Source organism: Chthonomonas sp. (assembly GCA_016788115.1).
Classification (GTDB): Bacteria; Armatimonadota; Fimbriimonadia; order Fimbriimonadales; family Fimbriimonadaceae; genus UBA2391.
Map to the genome: position 1 here is coordinate 410,305 of JAEURR010000006.1, position 21,898 is coordinate 432,202.

Annotated in this window: 19 protein-coding genes; 9 read left to right on the plus strand and 10 right to left on the minus strand. The window is 60.9% G+C overall.

Annotation, left to right across the window (positions count from 1 at the left end; translation table 11 throughout):
- Nucleotides 1–5 precede the first annotated feature (5 nt).
- The 3 genes from JNM85_07180 to JNM85_07190 all read left to right on the plus strand — a co-directional run bounded on the left by JNM85_07180 (nucleotide 6) and on the right by JNM85_07190 (nucleotide 4,811).
- Nucleotides 6–770 (plus strand): ABC transporter ATP-binding protein, encoded by a 765-nt coding sequence (locus JNM85_07180; GenBank protein MBL8087838.1) that lies wholly within the window; start codon nucleotides 6–8, stop codon nucleotides 768–770.
- A 68-nt stretch (nucleotides 771–838) separates the two neighbouring features.
- Entirely contained in the window at nucleotides 839–1,303 is a 465-nt protein-coding gene (locus JNM85_07185) for a YbaN family protein (GenBank protein ID MBL8087839.1), read from the plus strand.
- A 7-nt stretch (nucleotides 1,304–1,310) separates the two neighbouring features.
- Nucleotides 1,311–4,811, plus strand: coding sequence for a DUF1939 domain-containing protein (locus JNM85_07190; GenBank protein MBL8087840.1), 3,501 nt, complete (start codon nucleotides 1,311–1,313; stop codon nucleotides 4,809–4,811).
- Nucleotides 4,812–4,868: 57 nt separating this feature from the next.
- Here the strand turns inward: JNM85_07190 and JNM85_07195 are convergent, their stop codons facing one another.
- Genes JNM85_07195 through JNM85_07215 form a run of 5 tightly spaced genes read right to left on the minus strand, consistent with a single transcriptional unit; the run spans nucleotide 4,869 to nucleotide 7,832 of the window.
- Nucleotides 4,869–5,057, minus strand: coding sequence for a hypothetical protein (locus JNM85_07195; protein ID MBL8087841.1), 189 nt, complete (start codon nucleotides 5,055–5,057; stop codon nucleotides 4,869–4,871).
- Nucleotides 5,058–5,074: 17 nt separating this feature from the next.
- A complete protein-coding gene (locus JNM85_07200) occupies nucleotides 5,075–6,040 on the minus strand; it encodes a prepilin-type N-terminal cleavage/methylation domain-containing protein (protein MBL8087842.1) in 966 nt (321 codons plus the stop codon).
- 30 nt (nucleotides 6,041–6,070) lie between these two features.
- Entirely contained in the window at nucleotides 6,071–6,640 is a 570-nt protein-coding gene (locus tag JNM85_07205; GenBank protein ID MBL8087843.1) for an orotate phosphoribosyltransferase, read from the minus strand.
- 26 nt (nucleotides 6,641–6,666) lie between these two features.
- Complete coding sequence (locus JNM85_07210) at nucleotides 6,667–7,221, minus strand: peptidylprolyl isomerase (GenBank protein MBL8087844.1); 555 nt, start codon at nucleotides 7,219–7,221, stop codon at nucleotides 6,667–6,669.
- Between the two features lie 50 nt (nucleotides 7,222–7,271).
- Entirely contained in the window at nucleotides 7,272–7,832 is a 561-nt protein-coding gene (locus JNM85_07215; GenBank protein ID MBL8087845.1) for a DUF4339 domain-containing protein, read from the minus strand.
- Nucleotides 7,833–7,965: 133 nt separating this feature from the next.
- On the opposite strand from JNM85_07215, the gene JNM85_07220 reads away from it, so the two are divergent.
- Nucleotides 7,966–9,492, plus strand: coding sequence for a glutamate--tRNA ligase (locus tag JNM85_07220; protein ID MBL8087846.1), 1,527 nt, complete (start codon nucleotides 7,966–7,968; stop codon nucleotides 9,490–9,492).
- Nucleotides 9,489–10,802, plus strand: a complete 1,314-nt coding sequence (gene hisD, locus JNM85_07225; GenBank protein MBL8087847.1) for a histidinol dehydrogenase — start codon at nucleotides 9,489–9,491, stop codon at nucleotides 10,800–10,802. Before JNM85_07220 ends, hisD begins: the two co-directional genes overlap by 4 nt.
- On the opposite strand, the gene JNM85_07230 is transcribed toward hisD, so the two are convergent.
- From JNM85_07230 to JNM85_07240, 3 genes are read right to left on the minus strand one after another with little or no spacing between them, the layout of a single operon-like run.
- Nucleotides 10,799–11,656 carry a hypothetical protein gene (locus JNM85_07230; protein ID MBL8087848.1) on the minus strand — a complete coding sequence of 286 codons (858 nt, stop codon included), beginning with the start codon at nucleotides 11,654–11,656 and terminating at the stop codon, nucleotides 10,799–10,801. The genes hisD and JNM85_07230 overlap by 4 nt on opposite strands.
- A gap of 37 nt (nucleotides 11,657–11,693) precedes the next feature.
- The gene (locus JNM85_07235; protein MBL8087849.1) at nucleotides 11,694–13,997 is read right to left on the minus strand and encodes a UvrD-helicase domain-containing protein; all 2,304 of its coding nucleotides are present in this window, start codon (nucleotides 13,995–13,997) and stop codon (nucleotides 11,694–11,696) included.
- Nucleotides 13,981–16,788: a hypothetical protein gene (locus tag JNM85_07240; protein ID MBL8087850.1), complete on the minus strand. Its 2,808-nt coding sequence runs from the start codon at nucleotides 16,786–16,788 to the stop codon at nucleotides 13,981–13,983. The genes JNM85_07235 and JNM85_07240 overlap by 17 nt, the downstream gene beginning before the upstream one ends.
- Nucleotides 16,789–16,977: 189 nt before the next feature.
- Between JNM85_07240 and JNM85_07245 the strand changes: the two genes are divergently transcribed.
- From JNM85_07245 to JNM85_07260, 4 genes are all read left to right on the plus strand, one after another.
- Complete coding sequence (locus tag JNM85_07245) at nucleotides 16,978–18,012, plus strand: NHL repeat-containing protein (protein ID MBL8087851.1); 1,035 nt, start codon at nucleotides 16,978–16,980, stop codon at nucleotides 18,010–18,012.
- Nucleotides 18,013–18,024: 12 nt separating this feature from the next.
- Nucleotides 18,025–18,939: a bifunctional riboflavin kinase/FAD synthetase gene (locus JNM85_07250; GenBank protein ID MBL8087852.1), complete on the plus strand. Its 915-nt coding sequence runs from the start codon at nucleotides 18,025–18,027 to the stop codon at nucleotides 18,937–18,939.
- Between the two features lie 8 nt (nucleotides 18,940–18,947).
- Nucleotides 18,948–19,430: a hypothetical protein gene (locus JNM85_07255; GenBank protein ID MBL8087853.1), complete on the plus strand. Its 483-nt coding sequence runs from the start codon at nucleotides 18,948–18,950 to the stop codon at nucleotides 19,428–19,430.
- Nucleotides 19,431–19,510: 80 nt separating this feature from the next.
- Nucleotides 19,511–19,897, plus strand: a complete 387-nt coding sequence (locus JNM85_07260; protein ID MBL8087854.1) for a hypothetical protein — start codon at nucleotides 19,511–19,513, stop codon at nucleotides 19,895–19,897.
- Nucleotides 19,898–19,966: 69 nt separating this feature from the next.
- Here the strand turns inward: JNM85_07260 and JNM85_07265 are convergent, their stop codons facing one another.
- Together JNM85_07265 and JNM85_07270 are read right to left on the minus strand one after the other, a co-directional pair.
- A complete protein-coding gene (locus JNM85_07265; GenBank protein MBL8087855.1) occupies nucleotides 19,967–20,638 on the minus strand; it encodes a response regulator transcription factor in 672 nt (223 codons plus the stop codon).
- Entirely contained in the window at nucleotides 20,635–21,756 is a 1,122-nt protein-coding gene (locus tag JNM85_07270; protein ID MBL8087856.1) for a hypothetical protein, read from the minus strand. Before JNM85_07270 ends, JNM85_07265 begins: the two co-directional genes overlap by 4 nt.
- Nucleotides 21,757–21,898 lie beyond the last annotated feature (142 nt).

Here is a 21,898-nt window from a genome sequence, read left to right on the forward strand (position 1 = left end):
CCATCATGGACAATGTCATCGAAACAAACGGATTGAAGAAAGACTACGTGATGGGCGACAATGTGGTCCATGCGCTACGGGACGTGTCACTGAACATCGCCAAAGGCGAATTTGTCGCGATCATGGGCCCCTCGGGCTCCGGCAAATCGACCTTCATGAACTTGATCGGCTGCCTGGACCGCCCGACCAGTGGCGGCTACACGCTGAACGGTCAGAACGTCGCCACGATGTCCGATAACGAGTTGGCCGAAGTCCGTAACCGGCTCATCGGATTTGTCTTCCAAAGCTTCAACCTACTCCCCCGCACCTCCGCGCTGAAGAACGTTGAATTGCCGCTCATGTATGCGGGCGCACGCGACCGTGTCGCACGGGCCATGGCTGCCCTGGAGCGAGTTGGGCTGGGTCAACGCACCCACCACAAGCCCAATGAACTCTCGGGCGGTCAACAGCAGCGCGTGGCGATCGCACGCGCCATCGTCAATGACCCGGTGCTGATCCTCGCTGACGAGCCCACGGGCGCGCTGGATTCGCGCACGTCCGAGGAGATCATGGCGCTCTTCCAAGACCTGAACCGGCACGGAAGCACCGTCATCATCGTCACCCACGAAGAGGAGGTAGCGCGTCACTGTAAGAGGATCATCCGATTCAAGGACGGTCGCGTCCTGACCGACTCGCTCGTCGAGAACCCGATCGATGCCGCGGAAGCCCTGAAGAAACTCCCTGATCCGGACGCACTCTATGCCTCGGCCGCCCCCGTCTTCGAAGCATAGTCGGGCCAGTCACGCTTTCGATATTCCCGCGCCTGTTGTGGCCGCCGTGGTGACTCTATAATCAAGGTATGGCTTCCGCCCAACTTGCCAAGCCTATTCGCTGGTTGTATCTGATCGGAGGCTTCTCGTGCGTCGCGCTGGGTTACATCGGACTCCTGGTCCCCGGCATGCCAACCACCGTCTTCCTCATACTGGCGCTCTTTGCGTTCAAGCGCAGCAGTCCGCGCCTGGAGTCGTGGCTCCTCAACAACCGTCTCTTCGGCGAGGCGCTCCGTGACTGGGACGCGCACCGTTGGATGTCCCGAAAATCAAAGATCATTGCGATCACGATGGTTTGGGTCGGCATCGGCTCCTCAATGCTGCTCGTGCATAAACCCACAACCAAGGGGATCCTGTTTGCAGTCGCCGCGATCTTGACGATTTACCTGCTCCGCATCCGACTCAAGCCTAAGGTAGCGGAGCTAAACCTCGCAAAAAAGCGGGTACTGGATTCCGCCACAAACGCATCAAATTCTGAGCAAGTGCCGTTATAATCCAGCTATGAACCGCAAAGTTGCGTTGTTCGGACTGGTCTCATTGGCGATGACCTTCCCCGCCGCTACGTTTGCCATCGGATGGATGGGCAATACGAAGGTGTACGAGGGCTCCAACCTTTACCCAAATCGCGGCGCCTACATCGAGAGCAGTCAGTCGATGACCATCACGACTGAGACATGGCCGATCGCGGCGAACCAGCAGGTGGTCGCAGTCGTGACCACGAACAATTGGCAATCGACCCAGGAATACGTATTCTCCTGGGACGGCAATATCGGCAATAACAGTAAGTGGTACTGCGTTCTGCCCCACTTCAACAAGAACACTTCGGTGCAGTTCTATCTGCGGGCGCAGGAGTATCAGAACGGGACCGTTTATGATAACAACGGCAGCGCAAACTTCGGCTTCTTTGTTCGGCCCAGCCCGAACTACCGGGACACTCCGATCCTCCAGTGGTTCCAGACCGACTACAAGACGATCATGGCTCGGCTCCCCGAAGTGGTCGCCGCCGGTTACGGAGCGATCTATCTCCCGCCGCCCAGCAAGGCGGGTGGGGGCGGCTTCAGCACGGGATACAACCCGTTCGACTTGTTTGACTTGGGCGACCGGATGCAAAGCGGGACGCTCCGGACCGCCTACGGCACGGCACAGGAATTCCAGGAGCTGCTTCGGCTGAGCAAGCGACTCGGTATCGAGGTCTATGTGGACATGGTGCTGAACCATTCGGACAACCGCGCTTCGACCAGCATCAACCGGTACCCAAGCCTCATCCCCGAGGACTTCCACATCAAGAGCAGCGCCAACACTTCGAACACCGAGATTGATTTCAACACGGCCAGCGACTTTGGCTTCTCGATGCTCAATTACGACCTCGTGGGCCTCGCAGACTTTGCCCATGAAGACGGGAACAACACTCGTACCGGCACGTTTACCCTTCCCTCCTACGCCACCAACAATGCGTGGGGCAAACCGTCATTCATCCGCAATAAGCCCGCTCGGAACCTGTACCCGGGCACGTTTACTCCCGTCGCCGAAGACGTGCGCGAATACCTGCGCCGCTGGGGCCGCTGGATGACCGAGACCATCGGCGTGGACGGCTACCGGCTGGATGCGGTCAAGCATATTCCGCCTCCGTTCCTCGGCTACGCACCGGATCAGCCCACTGCGGGCAACAGCTTCAGTCGCGGCGACATGCTCAACTACATGGTCTCGTTCAACCCGAACCTGTACATCTTCGGCGAGAATTTCACCACGAACGCGTACGCCCACCGCGAGTTTGCAAAAACGGGCATGAACCTGCTCGACTTCAACCTCTTCTACAACATGAAGAGTCTGTTTGGCGCGGGCGGCTTCGGCGACATCGGGGCCTCGCTGAGCAATGCATACGGAGTCGACGGCAATGGCGTGCCGTTTGAGAGGGGCGGGCTGGCCCCGAGCGTCGGAGTCAGCTTTGTGCAGAGCCACGATGATGGCCCACCAACCTCAAACAATCTGGCCTACGCCTTCCTGCTCACCCGCACCGGACGCCCCAAGGTCTACTACGACGGCAACAATATTCTGCCTGGCAACTGGTCGAACTTCCCGCGGCCCGGCCGAGCGGACTCGCTCGGGCTGTCGTCGGACGTCGTGCCTCAGTTGCTCGACGCCCGGGCGCGCTTCGGGCGCGGCACGATGGTCAATCGCTTCGTGGGCGCCGACCTGTACGTCTACGAGCGGCAGGAAGCTGGCAAGGGCACGATGCTCGTCGGGCTGAACGACCGCGGCGACACTTCGATCACGCAGCAAGTGCAGACGGCCTTTCCAAACGGCACAGTTCTCGTGGATCTGAGCGGCCAGCGGTCAAACGTCACGGTCGATAGTACGGGCAAGGTGACCATCACCGTGCCGTCGAACTCGACCGCAGGCAATACCAACAACGCCAAGGGTTACGTGATCTACGTGCCAGACTTCCCGCGCGCCCTGCCGAGCGTGGATCCGGTCACCGTCAACGAGACCTTCGACACGCGCTCGAAGCCTCTGGACCCTACGATCGAAGACACGTACGACCTTCCGTTCGGTACTTACGGTTCGGCCAAACAATACTCCGCGGCGACGATCCGTCGCAGCTACTTGGACATCAACGTCACCACTGATACAACAGGCGCAGACGCCTACGTCAAGGTGGACAACGGCGTGGCGCTCCCTGGCATGAGCGCGGAGACCGGTGGCCCCTACAGCGGATTAGTGAACGGATTCACGCGCATGACCTCGCTTGGCCAAGGTCAATTCCGACTGGGAGCCGTCGATCTGATCAACATGCCCGATGGACTCCATGTGATCCGTGTTCGAGTTTTCAAGAACGTCGGTACGGCGGCGCCGGTCTTCAACGACTTCCTGCAGTTCGTGTATCTGGCCCGTGGCTATCAGGGAACGCCCGTCGACGGCGTCATCACAGGCAGTTTGCTCACTGGCCAAACCAAGAACGCCACTTCGAACTCGAATCGGGCGGATGGTTTGTATCTGAACAACGATGGGCAGTACTTATACGTCGCGATTTCGGGTCGCGTCGATACGAACGCCGGATTCACGAACGGGTTCATGGCGTTCCTGGATACCGACCCGGGATCGGGAACAGGCGTCACCGATCTCACGACGCTTAAGGACGACAGTGGCCCCGCCACCCGTCTTTTGTCAAACCGCAAGGTCATTGCCCCGTCCGGCTTCGGCGCCGAGATGGGCATCGCCTCGCTGTGGGGCCGCGGGCTCAATTCCGCGCCTGAATCGACGGCGGGTAGCACGCTCGTCAATCCGTTCACCATCGGTTCTATGGCGGGCGCATACCGTTTCACGCAGGTGGACCGCTTTACCGGGGTGCCCGCGCTCGTGGCGTACCAAGAACGAACGAACAAGGGCGATGCAGCCAAGGGTCTTGAGTGCGCGGTGCGGCTTTCGGACCTGTTCCCGAGCGGTCTCCCGGCCACGCCTCGAGTAGGAATCGTGGCAGGCCTAGGTACCACGGGTGAATCGGGGAGCACTTTACTCTCCACCGACCCGACCTTTGAGGCAAATGGTGGCCGAACCCCCTATGCCCCGTGGATGACAAATCAGTATCTCCCGTCCTCGACAGCGATCTCGGGCGACCCCGGGACCTCGACAGCCACGCTGTCCGCTTACTCGACATACAACCTCAAGATGAGCGTCGAGGCACCCAGCAATGCGTACTCTTGTTCCGTAGTGGATATGGGTAAGCCGGGCGCGGGGGGTCGGATGACCGTCGTCGTCGAGGTGCGCGCTCTGACCGCCCTTAGCGGCCCACTCGTACTGCTCTACGACCCGAACAACGCGAACGCAGTCGTTCGCAACAGCCTCGGCAAGAGCTTGCTCACGCCGACCGCCTTCGCGTTCTCGGTGAGTTCGGGTTCGCTCTCCGCGGGCAGTGTCCGGTACATTGAAGTCGAAGTTTCCGGCCCGGCGACGCGCACCGCGCGACCGACGCTGAAGCTCCGCATCGGCTCGGGGATCTACTAAGACAAAGGCGGGTGCGTGGGACCCTCCCACGCACCCGCCGATATTGCTTATCGAAAGCTAGCGCGTGACCGCATCGGGCTTGGCCTGCATTCGGCCCTGGCGCGGCATGTCTTCCTTATCGTCCGCAGGCTGCTGAGCCTGTGCTTCCTTCAGGGTCGACTCCATCGAGCCGCCGCCCTCAGCGCTTTCATCCGGCGACCCTTTGCAGCCAGCCAGCATCACTCCGGCCACGATAAACAACACCATCCATCGTGTGTACACGATCAGTCCAGATCCCAAATGAACTTGTCAAAGTCCGTGACCTTGCCCTTGCGTTGAGAGGTGCCGTACGCGGTGCACCCTTCGGTCACCGACTTCAGTTGCTTTGCTCGCGTGCTGGTGTCGGCGAAGCTAATGATCACCTGACCATCCTTGAGGCCGCGCTGCACGTTCTGCAGGCTCACCTGATTGTGGAACGGCCACAACCCACCGTACACTAGCCACGAATTGCGGTTGAGGGCCGCGGTCGGGGTCGCCCAACCGATCGGATAGCTGCTCAGCGTGCCGTCCTGCTGGTACTGCAGCATCGGGCGCAGGGTCATGTCGCCTTGCGTCTCCCAGCACGGAGTCTCGATGACCCAGTTGCCGCCGCCAATGGGAGCACCGGTGGTCAAGCTGCGATCCCAGATACTCGATCCAAAGAGCAGCGTGTTTGAAGGGTTCGTAACTTCTGACTCATTGACGCTCGCCGATGAAACGGTGCCCGTCCTCATGAAGTAGCGCCACGGGCTGAAGAACGCATAGTTGTAGCCGACATTGCTCCGAACCATCAGCGCGTACATTCGTTGAGCTGGAGTCAGGTTGTTCATGTTCCAGCCGATGCTCGGGTCCGTCGCATGATCTCGAATGCGATACTCTTCGCTCTTGTTCGGATCTACCGCGCCGACGTGAATCAACGTGTTCTTCACATACGGCATCATCTGCTGGCCCGGCACGGTGTCGGGCGGACCAAAGCCCCAGCCCGGCAGCCCGACTCCACCTGAATTTGACAGGAAGTAGCCGCCATCGTAGTCAGCGGTGTACATGGCCGTTGCGGTGCCGATCTGCTTGAAGCTCGCGATGTCCTGCGTTTTGTATGCCGCCGCCTTCGCCTGGGCGAAAACCGGGAACAAGATTGCAGCCAAGATCGCGATGATCGCGATTACAACAAGAAGCTCGATGAGCGTGAAGCCACGGGATAAGTTCTTCATAGGCATATGCGTCGCTTGAATAGGAATAGGTTAAGTTAGTATAGGTCGTGTACCAGGCTTTTGAGGTGGTGTTTTCGCAAGCCATGCGGGAATGTTGTCCGGAGCGAACGTCTGAGCCTCCACTCGGTAGGAGGCAAACAACGGCGCGCCGAAGTCGAGCGGTTCGGCTGAACGATCGATGAGCACCCCGACACCCGCAATCTGAGCCGAGTGCTCGCGGCCCAAACTGGTCACTTCGCGGACGGAAGTCCCAGTGGTTAGAACGTCATCCACGACCAAAACGCGCGCATCCCGCGGAATGCTTGCGCCGCGACGCAGTGTCTTCTTTCCGCCTTCGCTCTCGACGTACAGTGCTGGTAGTCCCATCTGGCGGGCGACTTCAAACGCGATGATAATGCCGCCCGTCGTGGGACCGGCCACGAGGTCAATCTTGGAGTGTTGGAAATGCTGGGCAATCTCGGCGCAAAGGGTGCTCAAGACTTTCGGTTGCTCAAGCACACGAAATTTCTCGAAGTAGACGTCGCTGTGCCGCCCACTCGTGAGGATGAAGTGCCCCCGGAGAATCGCTCCACTGGCTTCGAGCAGCTCGCCCAGATCCATGGCGACGGTTTACCCGATGCCGCGCGTTACTTCTTCACGTAGGTGACTTTGGTCACGACATCGCCGGGCTCAAGCGAGTCCAGCAAATCCAGCCCCTCGACCACTTGGCCGAAGACGGTGTAGTTGTCATCCAGGAACGAGTACGCCCCGAGCATGATGTAGAACTGGCAATCGCCGGAATCTTTGTCTTCGGGCAACCGCGAGAGTCCTACCGCGCCGCGCACATGGCGCAGGCCGCTCGCCTCGTAAGGGATCTTGGTACCCGTGCCACCGGTGCCCATCGCCGGGTCGTCGATCGGCCGAGTCTTCGTTTGCGGATCGCCGAACTGGACGAGGAATGGCCTCGGCTTCTTGACCGCTTTGAAAATCTTCTGCCCGTCGTAGAAGCCGTCGCGCACGAGCTTGGAGATGTGGGCTGTGGTTTTCGGCGCTTCGTCCGTGTATAGGCGGATGACGACGTTACCGCGCCCCGCGATCTGCATGGTGATCCGGGTTTCTGGTGGGGCATCTTGCGTCCGTTGGGCAGATAACCCAGCGGCGAGTGCCGTGACCAATATCAAAACGGGGAGTCGTCGAACCATTTCTCTCTGTTCTAACGCACGAGAGCGCGAGGGGTGACGGAAATATTAGGCTAATCGTTCAACGCCCGGCCGTAGCCGTCAACCTTCGTACTGCCGCAAAGCATCGCGATGCCATCGACGACCGACCAGATGAACCCAACGCCGCAGATCGGAGCCGTGAGCAGCTGCACAAACCCTTGGGCCCAGTAGCCCAAATACATTCGCCCGCTTCCAGGGATGATAAGTTGAACAATCCCAGCGATCAGGCGATTCTTGTCGCTTCGAGGTAGCGAGGCGAAATTGATCGGCCCATGGGCGTAGGTCTGCAGCGGTGCGTACGCCATCGGTTGCTGGTAAGAGCCATACGGGGAAATGGGTGGAGACGAATACCCGCCGAACGAAGGGCTGGGGGTCGCAACGGGCTCAGGCGGCGGCGTGAGCGAGTGAATCTCACGGAACGTGGGGATCAGTTCAAGCACCGTGTCCGCGTGAGACCAGTCCGGCATGCCCGCTCGCCAAACGTAAGTCTTCTTCTCGATGACACCGTCACGCACCAGTTCGACTACTTGGTCCTCGGTTAGAGGTCCCAAGCGTCCAAAGTGACCGATATAGAACCACTCAACGGAACTCACGGAGGCCATAGTTTTCACTCACGGGGTGTCGGGCTAGCTTACGTTGTCACTATTGTATCGGAAGAGACGAGGCAATGCTCACCGATAGGGCAATTGGTCCCGATCCCAGCGTCCGGTATCCTTGCAACTATCCATGTCCGTTCGAGTTCGCTACGCCCCTTCCCCAACTGGCAGCCCCCACGTTGGCAACATCCGCGACGCGCTGTTCAAACACTTGTTTGCGCGCCACCACGGCGGGGTGAACATCCTGCGTATCGAGGACACCGACCGAACCCGATTTGTACCCGGTTGCGAAGACGAGATCGTGGAGAGTCTCAACTGGCTTGGCATTCAGTTTCAAGAGGGGATCACTGCGGGCGGCGATTGCGGGCCGTACCGCCAGAGCGAACGCAAGGAGTTGGGCATCTACGAGAAGTGGGTGCAGGTGCTGCTTGAGCGTGGCCATGCTTACAAGGCGTTCGATACCCCCGAAGAGTTGACCGAGATGCGCGAGTTCCAGCAGGTGAACAAGCAGCCCATCGGCTACTTTGGAGGAACCTGGAGGGACGCATCTGCGGCCCAGGTCGAAGCTGCCGAAGCGGCGGGCCGACCGTTCGTGATCCGACAGCGCATCCCACGCAGTCAGACCATCGTCATCCAGGATTTCATCCGCGGTCGGGTTGAGTGGGACAGCGATACGGTCGATGATCCCGTCTTGATCAAGGCCGACGGCATGCCAACGTATCACTTTGCAGCGATGGTGGATGACCACCTCATGAGCATCACCCACATCATGCGCGGCGAGGAATGGATCTCCAGCGCGCCCAAGCATGCGATGCTGTTTGATCAGTTCGAGTGGGAGCGCCCGGTATTCGTCCACTGCCCGGTGATCAAGGGGAAGGACGGCTCGAAGCTGAGCAAGCGCCATGGCGATACTCGCGTCCTCGACTACCGGTCTGCCGGTTACATGCCCGCCGCGCTGGCAAACTTCGTCGCACTGATCGGGTGGTCGCCCAAGGGTGATCGCGAAATCCTGACGATGGACGAACTGATCGAGGCTTTCGATCTGGACGGATTGCAGCCGTCGCCGGGCGTCTTTGATCTGGACAAGCTGCGATGGATGAACGGAAACGCCATCCGGTCGGCAGACACGGGAGCACTCGTAAGCCAAACTGTCGGGTTTGCCCAGGCCCCGGACACCGCGGAGTACTGGTCCCGCGAGGCGCATGCGGACGGGACGCTGGCCGCGCTTGAGTTGCTCACCGAAACCGCCAGTCGCGATCCGGGTCTGGTGCGCGAGGCGATCCGGTTGGAGCAGGAGCGGGTTGTGACGCTCGCCGACTTTGGGCCTGCTTGCGCCTTCTTCTTCCAAGACGAACCACCCATGGACGATAAGGCCGTTGAGAAGTGGTTTGGCGAGGCGCACGTGCCAGTGCTGATCGACTTCTTGATTGCCCGCTTCGAAGGCAAATCCAGCGTGACGACCGAAGAGTGCGAAGTCGCCATCCGAGAGTTCTGTACGGCGCACGGGTTTGAGAAGATCGGCCCGGCGGTACACCCGACGCGGGTCGCGCTGACGGGCAAGACCGCAGGCCCCGGTCTGTGGGACCTGATGGCGACGCTCGGCCCAGACCGAATGGTACAGCGATTGCGTCGCGCTAAGGGCCTCGTTCGCGCATGACCGTTCGGGTGCTGCAGAGCGGTGATCCCGAAATCGACCGGCTTCTTTCCGCTCGCGGTGTCACACGGGATTCCGCCCTGCGCGACGCGGTGGCTAGGATCATTGACGATGTAGCAGCGCGCGGCGACCAAGCCGTTCTGGAGTCGGGACAGCGATTCGACTCACCGGATCTCAAGAGTTTATGGGTTCCGGCGGAGGAAGTCTCCGCCGCGCGGATCGAGCCAGACGCCGAGTCCGCGCTCAGCCTGGCCGCGGACCGGATTCGCGACTACCACCGAGCGCAGTTGCATGCGATCCAGTCCGGTTGGGAGGTGACCCCCCACGGAGCCGCCGAATGGCGTACCCAGCAGCTTCATGGCGGAACGATTGGCCAGCGGATGCGCCCGTTACAATCGGTCGGAATCTACGTCCCCGGCGGGCTCGCCCAGTACCCCAGCAGCGTGCTCATGAACGCCATTCCTGCCGATGTCGCCGGGGTGGAACGGATTGTCCTCGTCAGCCCGGCTCGATCAAGAGGCGACACCGGCACAGCCTTGCTTGTGGCCGGCCGCCTCGCAGGCGGATTTCCGTTTTATCGCGCGGGCGGGGCGGCGGCCGTGGCTGCGCTGGCGCTCGGCACCGAGATTCTGCCGCGCGTGGACAAGGTCGTCGGCCCGGGCAACAAATGGGTCAACGAAGCCAAGCGCCAGCTTTGGGGTCAGGTCGGGTTAGACGGTTACGCGGGTCCGAGTGAAGTGTGCGTCGTCGTCGATTCCGGTGCCAATCTACGCTTCGCGGTGGCGGATCTTCTCACTCAAATCGAACACGCCGAAGACAACCAGGGATTTGCCGTGCTTATCGGCAGCGATCTCGAACGCCCGTTCCTGTCAGAGCTTGACCGTCAGCTTGGGGACGCCCCGCGCGCTGAGGTCATGCGAAGCGCGCTCCTGGCAGGAGGCGCGATCCTGGTGACCGATTCCGTGGGGGAAGCCCAGAGGTGGGTAAACCAAATCGCCCCGGAACACCTAACGCTTGCCGTTGCCGATCCAGAGCGATTCGCTCACGAAATCTACAACGCGGGTTGCATCATGATGGGTGAGTGGACTCCGGAGTCCGGGGGCGACTACGTGGTCGGGCCGTCGCATACGCTGCCAACCGCCACTGCGGCCAGGTTTGGCAGTCCGCTGAGCGTCGCCGACTTCCTGAAGGTGCAATCGCTCTCCCACTTGACCGCGGACGATCTGCGCCCGCTCATTCCGGCGATCGAAACCATTAGCGAGCTTGAGGGGCTCCCCGGGCACGGAAGGGGCGCGACGATCCGTCGGTCTTAGCGCAGATCAGAGGCAAGGCGTACAACATCGGACCACGCTGAGCGAAGGTCACTGAGCAACGGCGATCCCGCACGAGAGACGGAAACGTCGTCAAAGTGGATCTCGGTCAGAAGCACGTGTTCTTCCCCAATCGGCGATTGTCCGAGGACGTCGCCGTTCGGACCGACGACCATGCCACCCCCAACAAACCCCTTGCCGCCCTCAAAGCCGCACAACATCGAGTTCACGCAGAAAACACTGTGCTCTTCAGCCGTCGCGATCAGCAGCCGGCGATAACGCTCCCAATTGCCCGGGTTCGGGCCTGAGAATCCTCGGGCGGGAGAGGCGCTCGGAACGAGCAAGATCGTCGCACCCGCCATCGCCGCCAGAGTCGGCAAGATCGAGTGCCAAATGTCCTCGCAAATCAAAACTCCGACTCGGCCAAACCGCGTCTCGAAGACACCGAGTTCGTGACCTCGGGCAATGAATCGCTCCTCATCGAAGACTCCGTACGTCGGCAGGAAGAACTTGCGGTAGGTGTGGATGCAACGGAGCTCTGTTCCTGACCACTCGAAGTAGCTCGCAGAATTGAAAACGTCCTCGCGGTGCGATTCGTAGTAGCCCACCAGCACGTCGAACGGCCGGGCGTGCCCCGCGAACCGTTTGCCCAACTCCTGAGTAAGCGCTTCGGCGGTGAGCGCGCTTTCAAGTACCCCGCCCTCCAGGTAGTAGCCGGTGACGCTCGTCTCGGGGGTCACGATCAGTTCGGCCCCCGCCTCGCTTGCGTCGCGGACGATCTTGGCCAGCCGATCCAGGTTTTTCGCGACCTCCGCCTTGTCCGGCGCAAACTGAACGCTGGCGATGAGGTTCGACATGCTGGCCAGTTTACCAGCGCTGTTTGAACCTGGTGAATCAGCGGTCGTCGGGGTTGTCACCGCCAAACTCCACGATCCCTGGGGCACGACCACCCGCGAGTCGCGTCGCTTGGTACAGGTGCCTCGATGCGGTCGAGGCCTCCGAAGTGGACGACGCGACGAGGATGAGCCGTTCCACCGCCCGGGTCATCGCGACGTAGTACAGACGGTCACGCTCCGCCAACTCCGCACTCATCGACAAGTGATCCAGCCACTGCTTGGCGAACGGCCTCGCTCCAGGTTCCAGCGGCACATAGGCTAGCCCGGTTCTGCTGTCAAACCTGGACTTGTCGGCCTTGTTCCGACCCATTGTATCGGCCACCACCACCACCACCGGAAACTCGAGCCCTTTGGCAGCGTGCATTGTCATCAGCGTCACTTCATCCTCGGCCGGATCGATCCAAGTTGGCTCGCCCGCTCGGTGGCCAATGAGCTGGACCGCTCGGATATGTTCCCCGAACTCCCGCGGACCCCAATGCGGCGACGCGGCAGCAAGCGCTAACACCCGGCGCGCGTTGGCGACGTCTTGCCGCGCACGCACCCCCCGCGCCAGCCGTTGCAAGTACTCCGTCTCGGCGAACAGCAGGCTCAGCACTTCCCAGGCAGGAAGACGGTCGGCGTACCCGGACAGCGGCTCCAGCCACCTGCGGAAACTCTGCAACTTGGCTGCGTCGTCGGCATCTTCCAAATCCAATGTCAGCATGGCCTCGCGCGTATTCTCGTGGCTCGCGATCTGGACCACCGAATCAAGGGAAAGATCCACGAATGGACTGTGGAGCATGGAGAGCAACGCCAGGCCGTCGTTCGGGTCGCTTAAGGCGGCAAGACCATTCGCGATGTCTCGCACCACCATCCGGGTGTAGAACTTCTCGGTTTCGGTCAGTACCCGGCTGGCGATGCCGACGCGCTCGAGCGCACCCTGGATGCTTGAGCATTCCTTGGCGGTTCGGCACAGCACTGCGATTGCGTTACCCGGTATCCCGTCCCCGAGCGTCCGCTGGATGCCACTGACGATAGCTTCATCGCGGCCAAGGTCGGCTTTCCAAAGTTCGACGCCCGTGAACTCCTGCGCGACCGGCGCGCCAAACGGGTCCTCGAGATCTTCGGTAGGAGACATCGGCACGTAATGCGACTTCCAACGCTTGCCAAAGTAGTCGTCGATAAACCGCAAGATCCCCGGCTCCTTCGTGCGATGATTCCTTGCAAGCCTTACGCTGGGTAGCGACTCGACGCGATCCAAGAACAGTTGCGGGTCGGCGTAACGAAACCCATAGATCGACTGCTGCGCATCCCCGACAAGCATCTCGTCTTCGATCTGAAGCGCTTGAATCAGGGACATCTGTATCGGGTTGAGGTCCTGCGCCTCGTCCACTAGCAGCAGCTTGTACCGGTCCCGTAGACGCTGACGCACACGCGGGACGTCCGTAATAAGCCGCACCCCGCGCCACTCCAGTTCGGTTTGGTCGAATCTCTGGGCGCGTTCCATCTCCGCGCCGTACTGCCGCCACGTCTCGATGGCGATCTCCATGAACGCGCACAGAGTCGTGTAGAAGCGCTCCTCAGTCTCGATGGTCGTCGATTTCATCCACGCGACGTTTTTACTGCTGGCTTTGACCGCCAGCAAGCGCTCGCTCACCGATCCTGTCGTCTCCTCGAAAATCGCTCGGGCGGGGGGCTCGAAGCTCGCCAGGAATACATCTGTCCAGGCTTCTTGCAGGCTCAAGGCGTCCGCATAGATCCGCTCAAACTCCCGGAGAGGCCGACCGCTGATACGCAGTGCATCCACCGCCTCATGGACCAACGCGCCAAGCTTGCCGTGGGGATCCGTCGAGTTGTAGACCCGCTCACCTGCGAGCTCCGAGATGAGCGCGTTCGCTGCGGGGCTCAGGAGTTCCGGCGCAGTCAAGACACGAGCGAGCGCGAGTTCCCGCATGGTCCGCGATTCCGCGCCGCTGGCGATCTCGACCTCCGGGTCCATCCGAGCATCGAGCGCGTTTTCGCGGAGGACTCGGTGTAAGAAGCCGTGAACGGTCTGGATCGGCCCCGTCTCCGCAAGCTGGGCATCTTCAAACCGGCCCGCGCTACGGAGCTGCTCCACGATGCGTGCCCGCATCTCCCGTGCGGCCTTACGCGTGAAGGTGATCGTGAGAATCTCGTCGGCTCGGGCTCGCCCAAGCAGGACCGCATTGACGAACCGTGCCACCAGCACCCGAGTCTTTCCTGCTCCGGCTGCCGCAATCACCGAAAACCGGGCCGGCGCGTGATTGACCGCCGCCGACTGCTCTTCAGACAGCTCGATCATCGGTCGAGCCCTCCTCGGGAAGAAGTGCTTCACCAAACTGCGACGACACACGACACAGTTCTCCGTAAAGGCAGCGCTCGCACGCTTGTCCCGGCGTTGGAGCCATTTCTCCCGCGTCAAGGGATTCGAACGAGCGCTGCACCAAGTCCATGACGTGCCGCGCGAACGGACCTCGCTCTGCGGGTAGCCGCTTCCATCGGACGTTGTTTTTGAGCGCTCGCCACTCTTCGGCGTTCCAAATGACGATGATTTGACGCTCGCCACTCATAGAATCGACCGACGCTCCAAACGTCGGCGCGACTCTGAACAGCGAAAGCATCCACAGGTAAGTCTCGAACCACCTGTGCTCATCCAGGTGGGGTCCGGTGTCGTGATTCGGGAGCCTGCTGGACGGCGCGGAGGCATGGAACAGATGGACGAACGCGATGCCGTCTTGTTGGGTGATTGCCGGAGCCGTGCCTTTGAGCTTCAGAGTTCTCCCCGGGAGCTTCAGTTCGGCTCCAGTTCCGTGCTCGCCAAGACGAACTTGGGCGGTCGAGGACGTCGCGCCCGTGCCCAGTTGCTCACGCATGGAGAACTCACGCTGAAGCCAACCAGCGATGGCCCTCCTCCCGTGCGCTTCAAGAAGGTTGAGCTCGGCACGGTCCGCATGCGGAAAGACTTCATCCAGTGTCTCGTCGAGCGCGGATTCGAGCGCTGCCTTTGCCGCATTCGCATCGGGTTGAGTCGCCAGATTCGCTCGGACCGGTATCTTCGGCAATCGCCAGTGGAATTGGCTCGCCCCCTTGGCCCGCAGATTCAACCGGTGTCGGCATGCCGATTGGAATGCACAGTTCAGGCCTGACGCCAGCTCGGCGATCTCGACTCCCTCAACCCAATGAGGACGCACCACCCCTTTAGCAGCATCCGTCTGGAGTCGTCGCAGTGGTGGGGCGTCCCGCGGCCCATCAAGTGCCAAGCGCAGGTTCAAATCGAACGGGAGCGTGCACTCTGCCGCCGTGGGCACTACGTTTTCACGCCCGTGGAGCACTCGCTTGAACCCTGCGCCGAGGTTTTGCTCCAGCCGCTCGACGTAGTAACTTGGCGTCGCCTCGCGCTCCTCCTGCGATTCCGGCATCAGAAAGACGAGCCGCCGCGATGCGGCCCCACAGAGCCGGACAAACGCATCCCGCTCGTCGTCAGTGTGTGACGGTGATCGCGGGAGGGCAGGTCGGGTGGGAAGTTCTCTCTCCAGTAGCGCACGATCCGCGTCGCTCAGTAAAGCGTTCTCGGTCCTCGGCGTTGGGTACGCGCTCTCGACCACCCCCAGTGCGAGAACGACCTGGCTGCGGGCCGCTTGCCCAGGGTCAGAGACCAGCCGTACGCCGCCGTCTCTGCGTCGCGCGGACCAAACCTCCCCCTCGTCCACTCGCTGTTTCAGGAACCGGACCCAAGCCTGAAAACTGAGCGCGCCACTTCCCTGCACTTCGGTCACCGAGGCGAACTGACTCAAGATGATCTCTAACCGATTTTTCGCTTGCAGGTCGCGATCTCGCGTGGGGTTCAGTTCACCCGCCACCCGCTCGGGAAATGGGTCGATGACAAACAGGGCCTGGAGATGCTCTAGCCACCCGACATAGGAACGATCCTCCTGCAATGCGATCCGGTACCAACTTAAGATGTTGGTCAGGGCGTGAGTGACTTCGCCTTGCGCCTCGGACCACTGCTCCAGCGCGTCCCACTCCTTTCCTCGCGACCTTCGTGCTTCGAACACGGCTTCTCCGATGTTCCGCTGAACCTCGGAGTCGAAGTTCAAGTACGAGCTCTTTGCCAGTACCGCCCACTCACGGACGTCTCCATCCGACCGCGAGGTCAGGATGCGCATCAAAAACTGGATGAGGGAGTTTGCTCCCAGTTCGATCTTGTAGCTGGCCATGACTGGCAACTGGAGTTGTCGAGCAGCGGCCAGCAGTAGCGGCGCATAGACACTCGTGTCTCGCGCCACAAACGCGATCTGGTCCATCGGCACGCCCGCTTCGATCGACCGGAACGCCTCTCGGACCGCCCATTCCGCCTCGCTCATCGGATCGTGCGCGACGAGCATCGACACCTCCGGGGCTTCGGTTGCTTTGCGCTCAGAAAAGACTGTCTCGAGCCAACCGGCGGCTTGGGGAGTTGTGACAGGTTGGTCCACCCCCAAGTCTTGAGCGATGAGCGCGGCCTGGGAAAATGTGGGCGACTCGGGGCCGAGCGACTCAATCAGCGCAACGATCGGAAGTCCGAGATCTGCAAGCCACCGAAGCCATGCGCAAGCGACCGGCAAGCGGCGGCTCCCTGTGAGAACCACGAGCTGGCCGATGCCCGCGAAGGTGGCTCGCTCCGGTAGCTCCCGTCCGATCTGGCCGAGCAGCACTTCGGTGAGATGCGTTCTCCCCACACTCGCCATGCCCTCGGACTCGGCCACCATCAAATGTGTGAGTTCGGCGAGTCGGTCTCCTTCGGTGCCCTGCTCCGTAGCGACTTGGGACAGCTCGTCCGCCGTAATACCGTAGTGCCGCAACTCGGTCAGGACATCAGCGACCTCTTTGCGCAAGCCTGCATACAACTGGCACGCCGAGAGGGGAGATTCGGGCGATAGCTTGGTGAGGACTGAAGCTAAAACTGCATCCCGTTCGTACTCTCTTGCGATGGGCCGGGTCGGTTCGCGCAGAATAACGGTGACTCGGCGAACAAGCTCGCTGAGTCCCAGGACTTCTCGGTCGTCGTCTTCGTCATGAAGATCGGCGAGGATGGGAACTTGACGGTCGTCCAAAGCCGTCAGTACCGATGGTCCTTTGCATGCCTTCGCGAGCGCTCTAGAAATTCCAAGAGCGGTTGGGGCGACCCATTGAATCGTGAGCGGCATAAGAATGAACTGAGTTGAGCCTACATCCGTCTACATTTCTTAACGGAGTACGGCTTCATTTTGGCCGATGTATCGTATTGTGGAGGAATCATATTGATGGTTAGTAACAAGAGTTGGGTTGGTGTGGCAGCGTTCTGTGTAGCGGCAGCGCTCATCGTGGGTTGTGGCGGCGGTGGCGGAGTCGCCGCGACAAGTGGCGGTGGCGCAACCGCAGGGAGCACTGCGGGCAGCACTGCGGGCAGCACCGCCGGCTCAACCTCGGGCAGCACTTCTGGCGCGCCCGCATTCCAGATTGTGGTCGCCGACCAAGGTAACGACCGCCTCGCCAGCATGACCGACATGGGCGGCTCGAATTGGGCCACCCACGCGACGGGCATCAGCGGCGGAGTTTCGCCCGTTGCAATCGCCCGTGACAGCAGCAAGCGTCTGTATTACGTGAACCCGTCTGGCAACGCCGTCGTCCGCATGGACACGATTGCAGCTGCTAATCGTGTGAATTTCGGTTCTTTTGGCGCAGGCGTCTTTGCTGAGTTCACCACTCCCGCCGCCATCAGCGTCGCTCCTAACGGAACGATCTTCATTTGCGATACCGGCAAGCGTCGCATCACGGGCATGTCGGACATGACCGGTGCGTCGTGGTCCGTGCTCGACCTGGTCGGATACTCCTTCGAGGGCGGTGCCATCGCAACGGACTCGTCCAACCGAATTTACAGCCTCAATCCGACCAGCGGCTGGCTCATGCGCTGGGATGATCTAAGCGGCGCTGGGATCGCTGGCTTTGCTTGGAGTCCGACGTCGTTGACGTTCTTCACCCTCCCGCAAGGAGTCAAGGTGGGGCCTGATGGCAAGATCTACGTCGTGGACACTGGTGGCGATCGCATCGTCCGCATGGACAACTTGAGCGGTGTTGGAACCCGGGCTCTGGGCACCACGGGCGCAGGCAATGGCCAGTTCAATGGCCCTCAAGGCCTTGACATTGATGCCGCGGGACGCATCTACGTTGCCGACACCGGCAACAATCGGATCGTCCGCATCGACAACATGAACGGAGATAACTGGGTTGCCATTGGAGCGACCGGCTCCGGCAATGGGCAGTTCAATCGACCCACAAGCGTGATCGTGGTGGAGTAATCTCCCCACCGAATGCTGACAATCTTCGGCGCGCAGAATCAGGACATCGCGTGGTCGAACGCAGTGGTGTGCATTGGCACCTTCGACGGCGTTCACCTCGGCCACCAAGCCCTGATTCGGCGCGCCGTTCAACGTGCGGCGGAACTTGAATTCCCCGCCGTCGTCGTGACCTTCGATCACCATCCGGCAAGAGTCCTTGCGCCGGACCGCTGCCCTCCCGCACTCGGCTCTTTGGCGCAGAACCTTGCGCATATCGCTGAGCTTGGGGTTGCGGCGACGGTCGTACTCCACTTCGATGCCGCGTTGGCCACGACCCGTGCCTCGACGTTCCTGGACGAGATCCTTGTACAGACTCTGCACGCCCGCGAGCTTGTGATCGGCCACGATTTCGCATTCGGAAAGGACCGCGAGGGGACCGGCGAATGGGTCGCCGAGCGGATCTCGGCCGAGACTTTCCCGCCCTTTAGCGTCGACGGTCATCGAGTCAGCAGTTCCGAGATTCGGGGTGCAGTCCAGTCCGGAGATGTTGAACATGCCGCTCGGCTGCTCGGTAGACGCTTCTCGCTCACCGGAGTCGTCGGGCATGGCGAGAAGCTCGGTCGCACGCTCGGGTACCCGACCGCGAATCTAGAGTTGCCTGCGACGCTGGCGATACCAGGTGACGGCGTCTACTCATCAATGGCCCGGACGCGCTTCGGTGTCTTCCCTGCCGCCGTGAGCATCGGGTCCCGCCCCACGGTTGGCGATCGGCCACGAGTGGTGGAGGCGTACCTGCTGGAATATCCTGGCGATTCGCTGTACGGCACTGCTCTGAGCCTGGAGTTTTTGGCGCGTGTGCGTGGCCAAGAGCGATTCAACGACCTCGAACAGTTGAAGAGTCAGATGGCGTCGGACATACAACAAGTCGCACTGGATGCGCGACGATGAGGTGAACCATGCGTAAGAATCGCGGACTCATATTTGGTATTTTGCTCATCGGCCTCGCGGCGGTTGGGTTCATCCTCATGTGCTCAGGTCCTAGCGATGAGGAGCTCATCCGTACTGCGCTCAAGGACGCATTGACCGCCAGCCGTGAAGGAAGATCGGGCCCGGTCACAGATTTTGTGAGTACGAGAGCAACTCTGGATGGCGAACCTGCCCCGGGGATGGGATCGGTCGCGGACTTCGTCCGCAAGTCGAAACCCGACATCGCGCTCACCGACGAACACCTCAGCATTACAGGCGATAAGGCGGCCATTCAAGCGAACGCGAAAGTCAAAATGCAGATCCTGCTCTTCAATCAGACACTTGAATTGAAGGACGTGCGCATCGAGTTTGAGCGCGAGTCCGTCTTGAAGTGGGGACTGCTCCCGAGTTCGAAATGGAAAATAACAAAAATTTCGACAAATGAGCAGGTCCCGCGGGAACTCATGCAATAAGACCGGGTTTGGTATTATTGTGTGAACTTCGCACAAGAGGCGAAGTGCGGTTGCGTGACCGCAAACACTGGAGGTTGCCTATGAAAAAAATCATTGCACTGTTCATCACTGGCGTTTTCGCCGCTGCCCTCATGACTGGTTGTTCGCCAGCCGCTGAGGAGAAGCCGGCCGACGGCGCAACATCCTCGACCGAAGCCAAGCCGGAAGGCGACAAGGCTGCGACGGACACCACTACCACCGCTGCTCCTGAGACTGGCACCACTGCCACCGATGCCGCTGGCGGAGTCGCTGACGCTGCCAAGGACGCTGCCCACTCGGCAGGCGAAGCTGCTGGCGACGCCGCTAAGAAGGCAGGCGAAGCTGCTGGCGAAGCCGCTACCAAGGCTGGCGATGCTGCTGCAGGCGCTGCGACCGATGCAGGTAAGGCTGCTGGCGAAGCTGCTGAGAAGGCCGCTGGCGGTCACTAAGCACTCAATCGGTGATCCGAAAGGATCACCCCAAGCCGTCCCACTCCGGTGGGGCGGCTTTTTTGTGCCCTAGCCGGTGAACTTGTAGCCCACACCTCGGACCGTGAGGATACGGCTCGGCGAGCTCGGGTCTGTTTCCACTCGCTCGCGCAGCCACCGGACGTGGACATCGACCGTGCGTGCAGAGACGAACGAGTCGGGTCCCCAAACCCGATCAAGGAGCGTGTCGCGCGAGAACACCTGACCCGGGTTTCGGGCAAGGAAGTACAGCAGGGCGAACTCCTTGGGGGAGAGCGACAGCGTCTGGCCATCCAATTCCGCTTCGTGCGTTTTGGGGTTGATCATTAGCCCGCCCGCGTCGATGATCTCCAGGGGCTCGTTGCCCACCGACCGCCGCAGCACCGCCTTGACCCGAGCCGCAAGTTCGGACAAGTTGAATGGCTTCACCACGTAGTCATCAGCCCCAATGTCCAGCCCGGCCACGCGGTCCTGCTCCGAAGCCCGCGCGGTGAGAAAGATGATCGGGACCTTGCTCTCGCGGCGGATCGCCTTGCACAGGTCGAAGCCCGACCGGTTCGGGAGCATGACGTCAAGAACGAGCAGGTCGGGCTTCATTTGACGATAGATGCGCATGCCTTCTTCGGCGGTCTCCGCGGTGAACACGGTGAACCCTTCCTTGCGCAGTTTGGCCTCTATCGTTTCGAGGATGGTTTGTTCGTCGTCAACTACTAGGATCTTCATGTGGCGATAATCTCTACGTTCGCGCGTGGAACGCAGACAATATCGCCATTCTCCAGCTTGGCCATCAAAACGCGGACTTCAGTGCCGGACTCCACCACCTGCAGTTGCGCAGGAAGCTCGGTCACCGTACCCAGTTGGCCGAAGTAGGGCTCTCGGATCACGCGGATCGGCGTGCCCGGACCCAACTCACCACCACTGGCTGCCACATGAGCGGTACCACCTTCGATTTCAAGCGGAACAATGATCTCGGGCCGGATAACACCAGCTCGAATCTGCGTTGCTCCATTCATGCTTGCCATCTTGCCTTCAAGCGACTTCAGCAACTTGAATGTCCGGTCCGCCATAGCGAGAGAACCAAAGCCTTCGGTGATCATCATCGTGAGCGGTATGGGCTCTTGGCCAGTGATCGCCACACCGATGTCATATCCCAGGTAGCTCACGAGGTCGGCATCGCGGATGCCGCCTGCGATCAATCCCGCTGCGCCCACTTGTTCGGCACGACGGATGGCGTCGGCAGTGATCATGCTGCCCCCCACCAGAATCGCGCCTTGATCGGAATCGAGGACGTGGCGCGAATCAAGCGGGTCGTGCGCGCCATCAACGGCGACGCGGATGCGTCCCACGCGCTCGCCGCCCACGCCAAAGATCCCCTGGATCATCGCGCCTCGGGTTTCGATAATCGCGCCCTCATCCGGCATCACGTCGGCGACCTTGCCTTTCATGTACGCCGTGATATCGACGGGGATGGGTGGTTGGCGCACGAGCACATTGCCCGTGATCTCGCTGATCGATTCGATCGTGCCCCCAAACTCGGACACCACGCGACTCTTACCGATCCCGAAGAAGCCCTTCGTCTCGGCGACTAGCTGGTCAACCTCAATAGAATCGCCTTCATTCAGGGTGAAGAACGTGCGGATCTCCTTGGCTTCGACACCGAGCTTCTCGGCGAGCTTCAGAGTCTGCAGCACGCCAGGCAGTAGCGCACGGGCGACAACCGCCTCGGGCTCTACGGCAGCCCCAGTTTGTACGAGCACTTCGCCCTTGATGGGCAAGCGTCGGACGCGACGGACAACGATGTCTCCACTTACGGTGAGCCCAGGTGTGTATGCACTACCCAAATGAATCCTCCTGCTGGCCCGCTCGGATCGAGTGAGCTGCTCGCTAGTTTAGCATTTTGGACCGGTTTTCAAGGTGCTGAGGCCGCCCAAGGCAGACACTCACACGCTACCGTGCCCGAGTTAACATCCAGTTAAGCCGGGC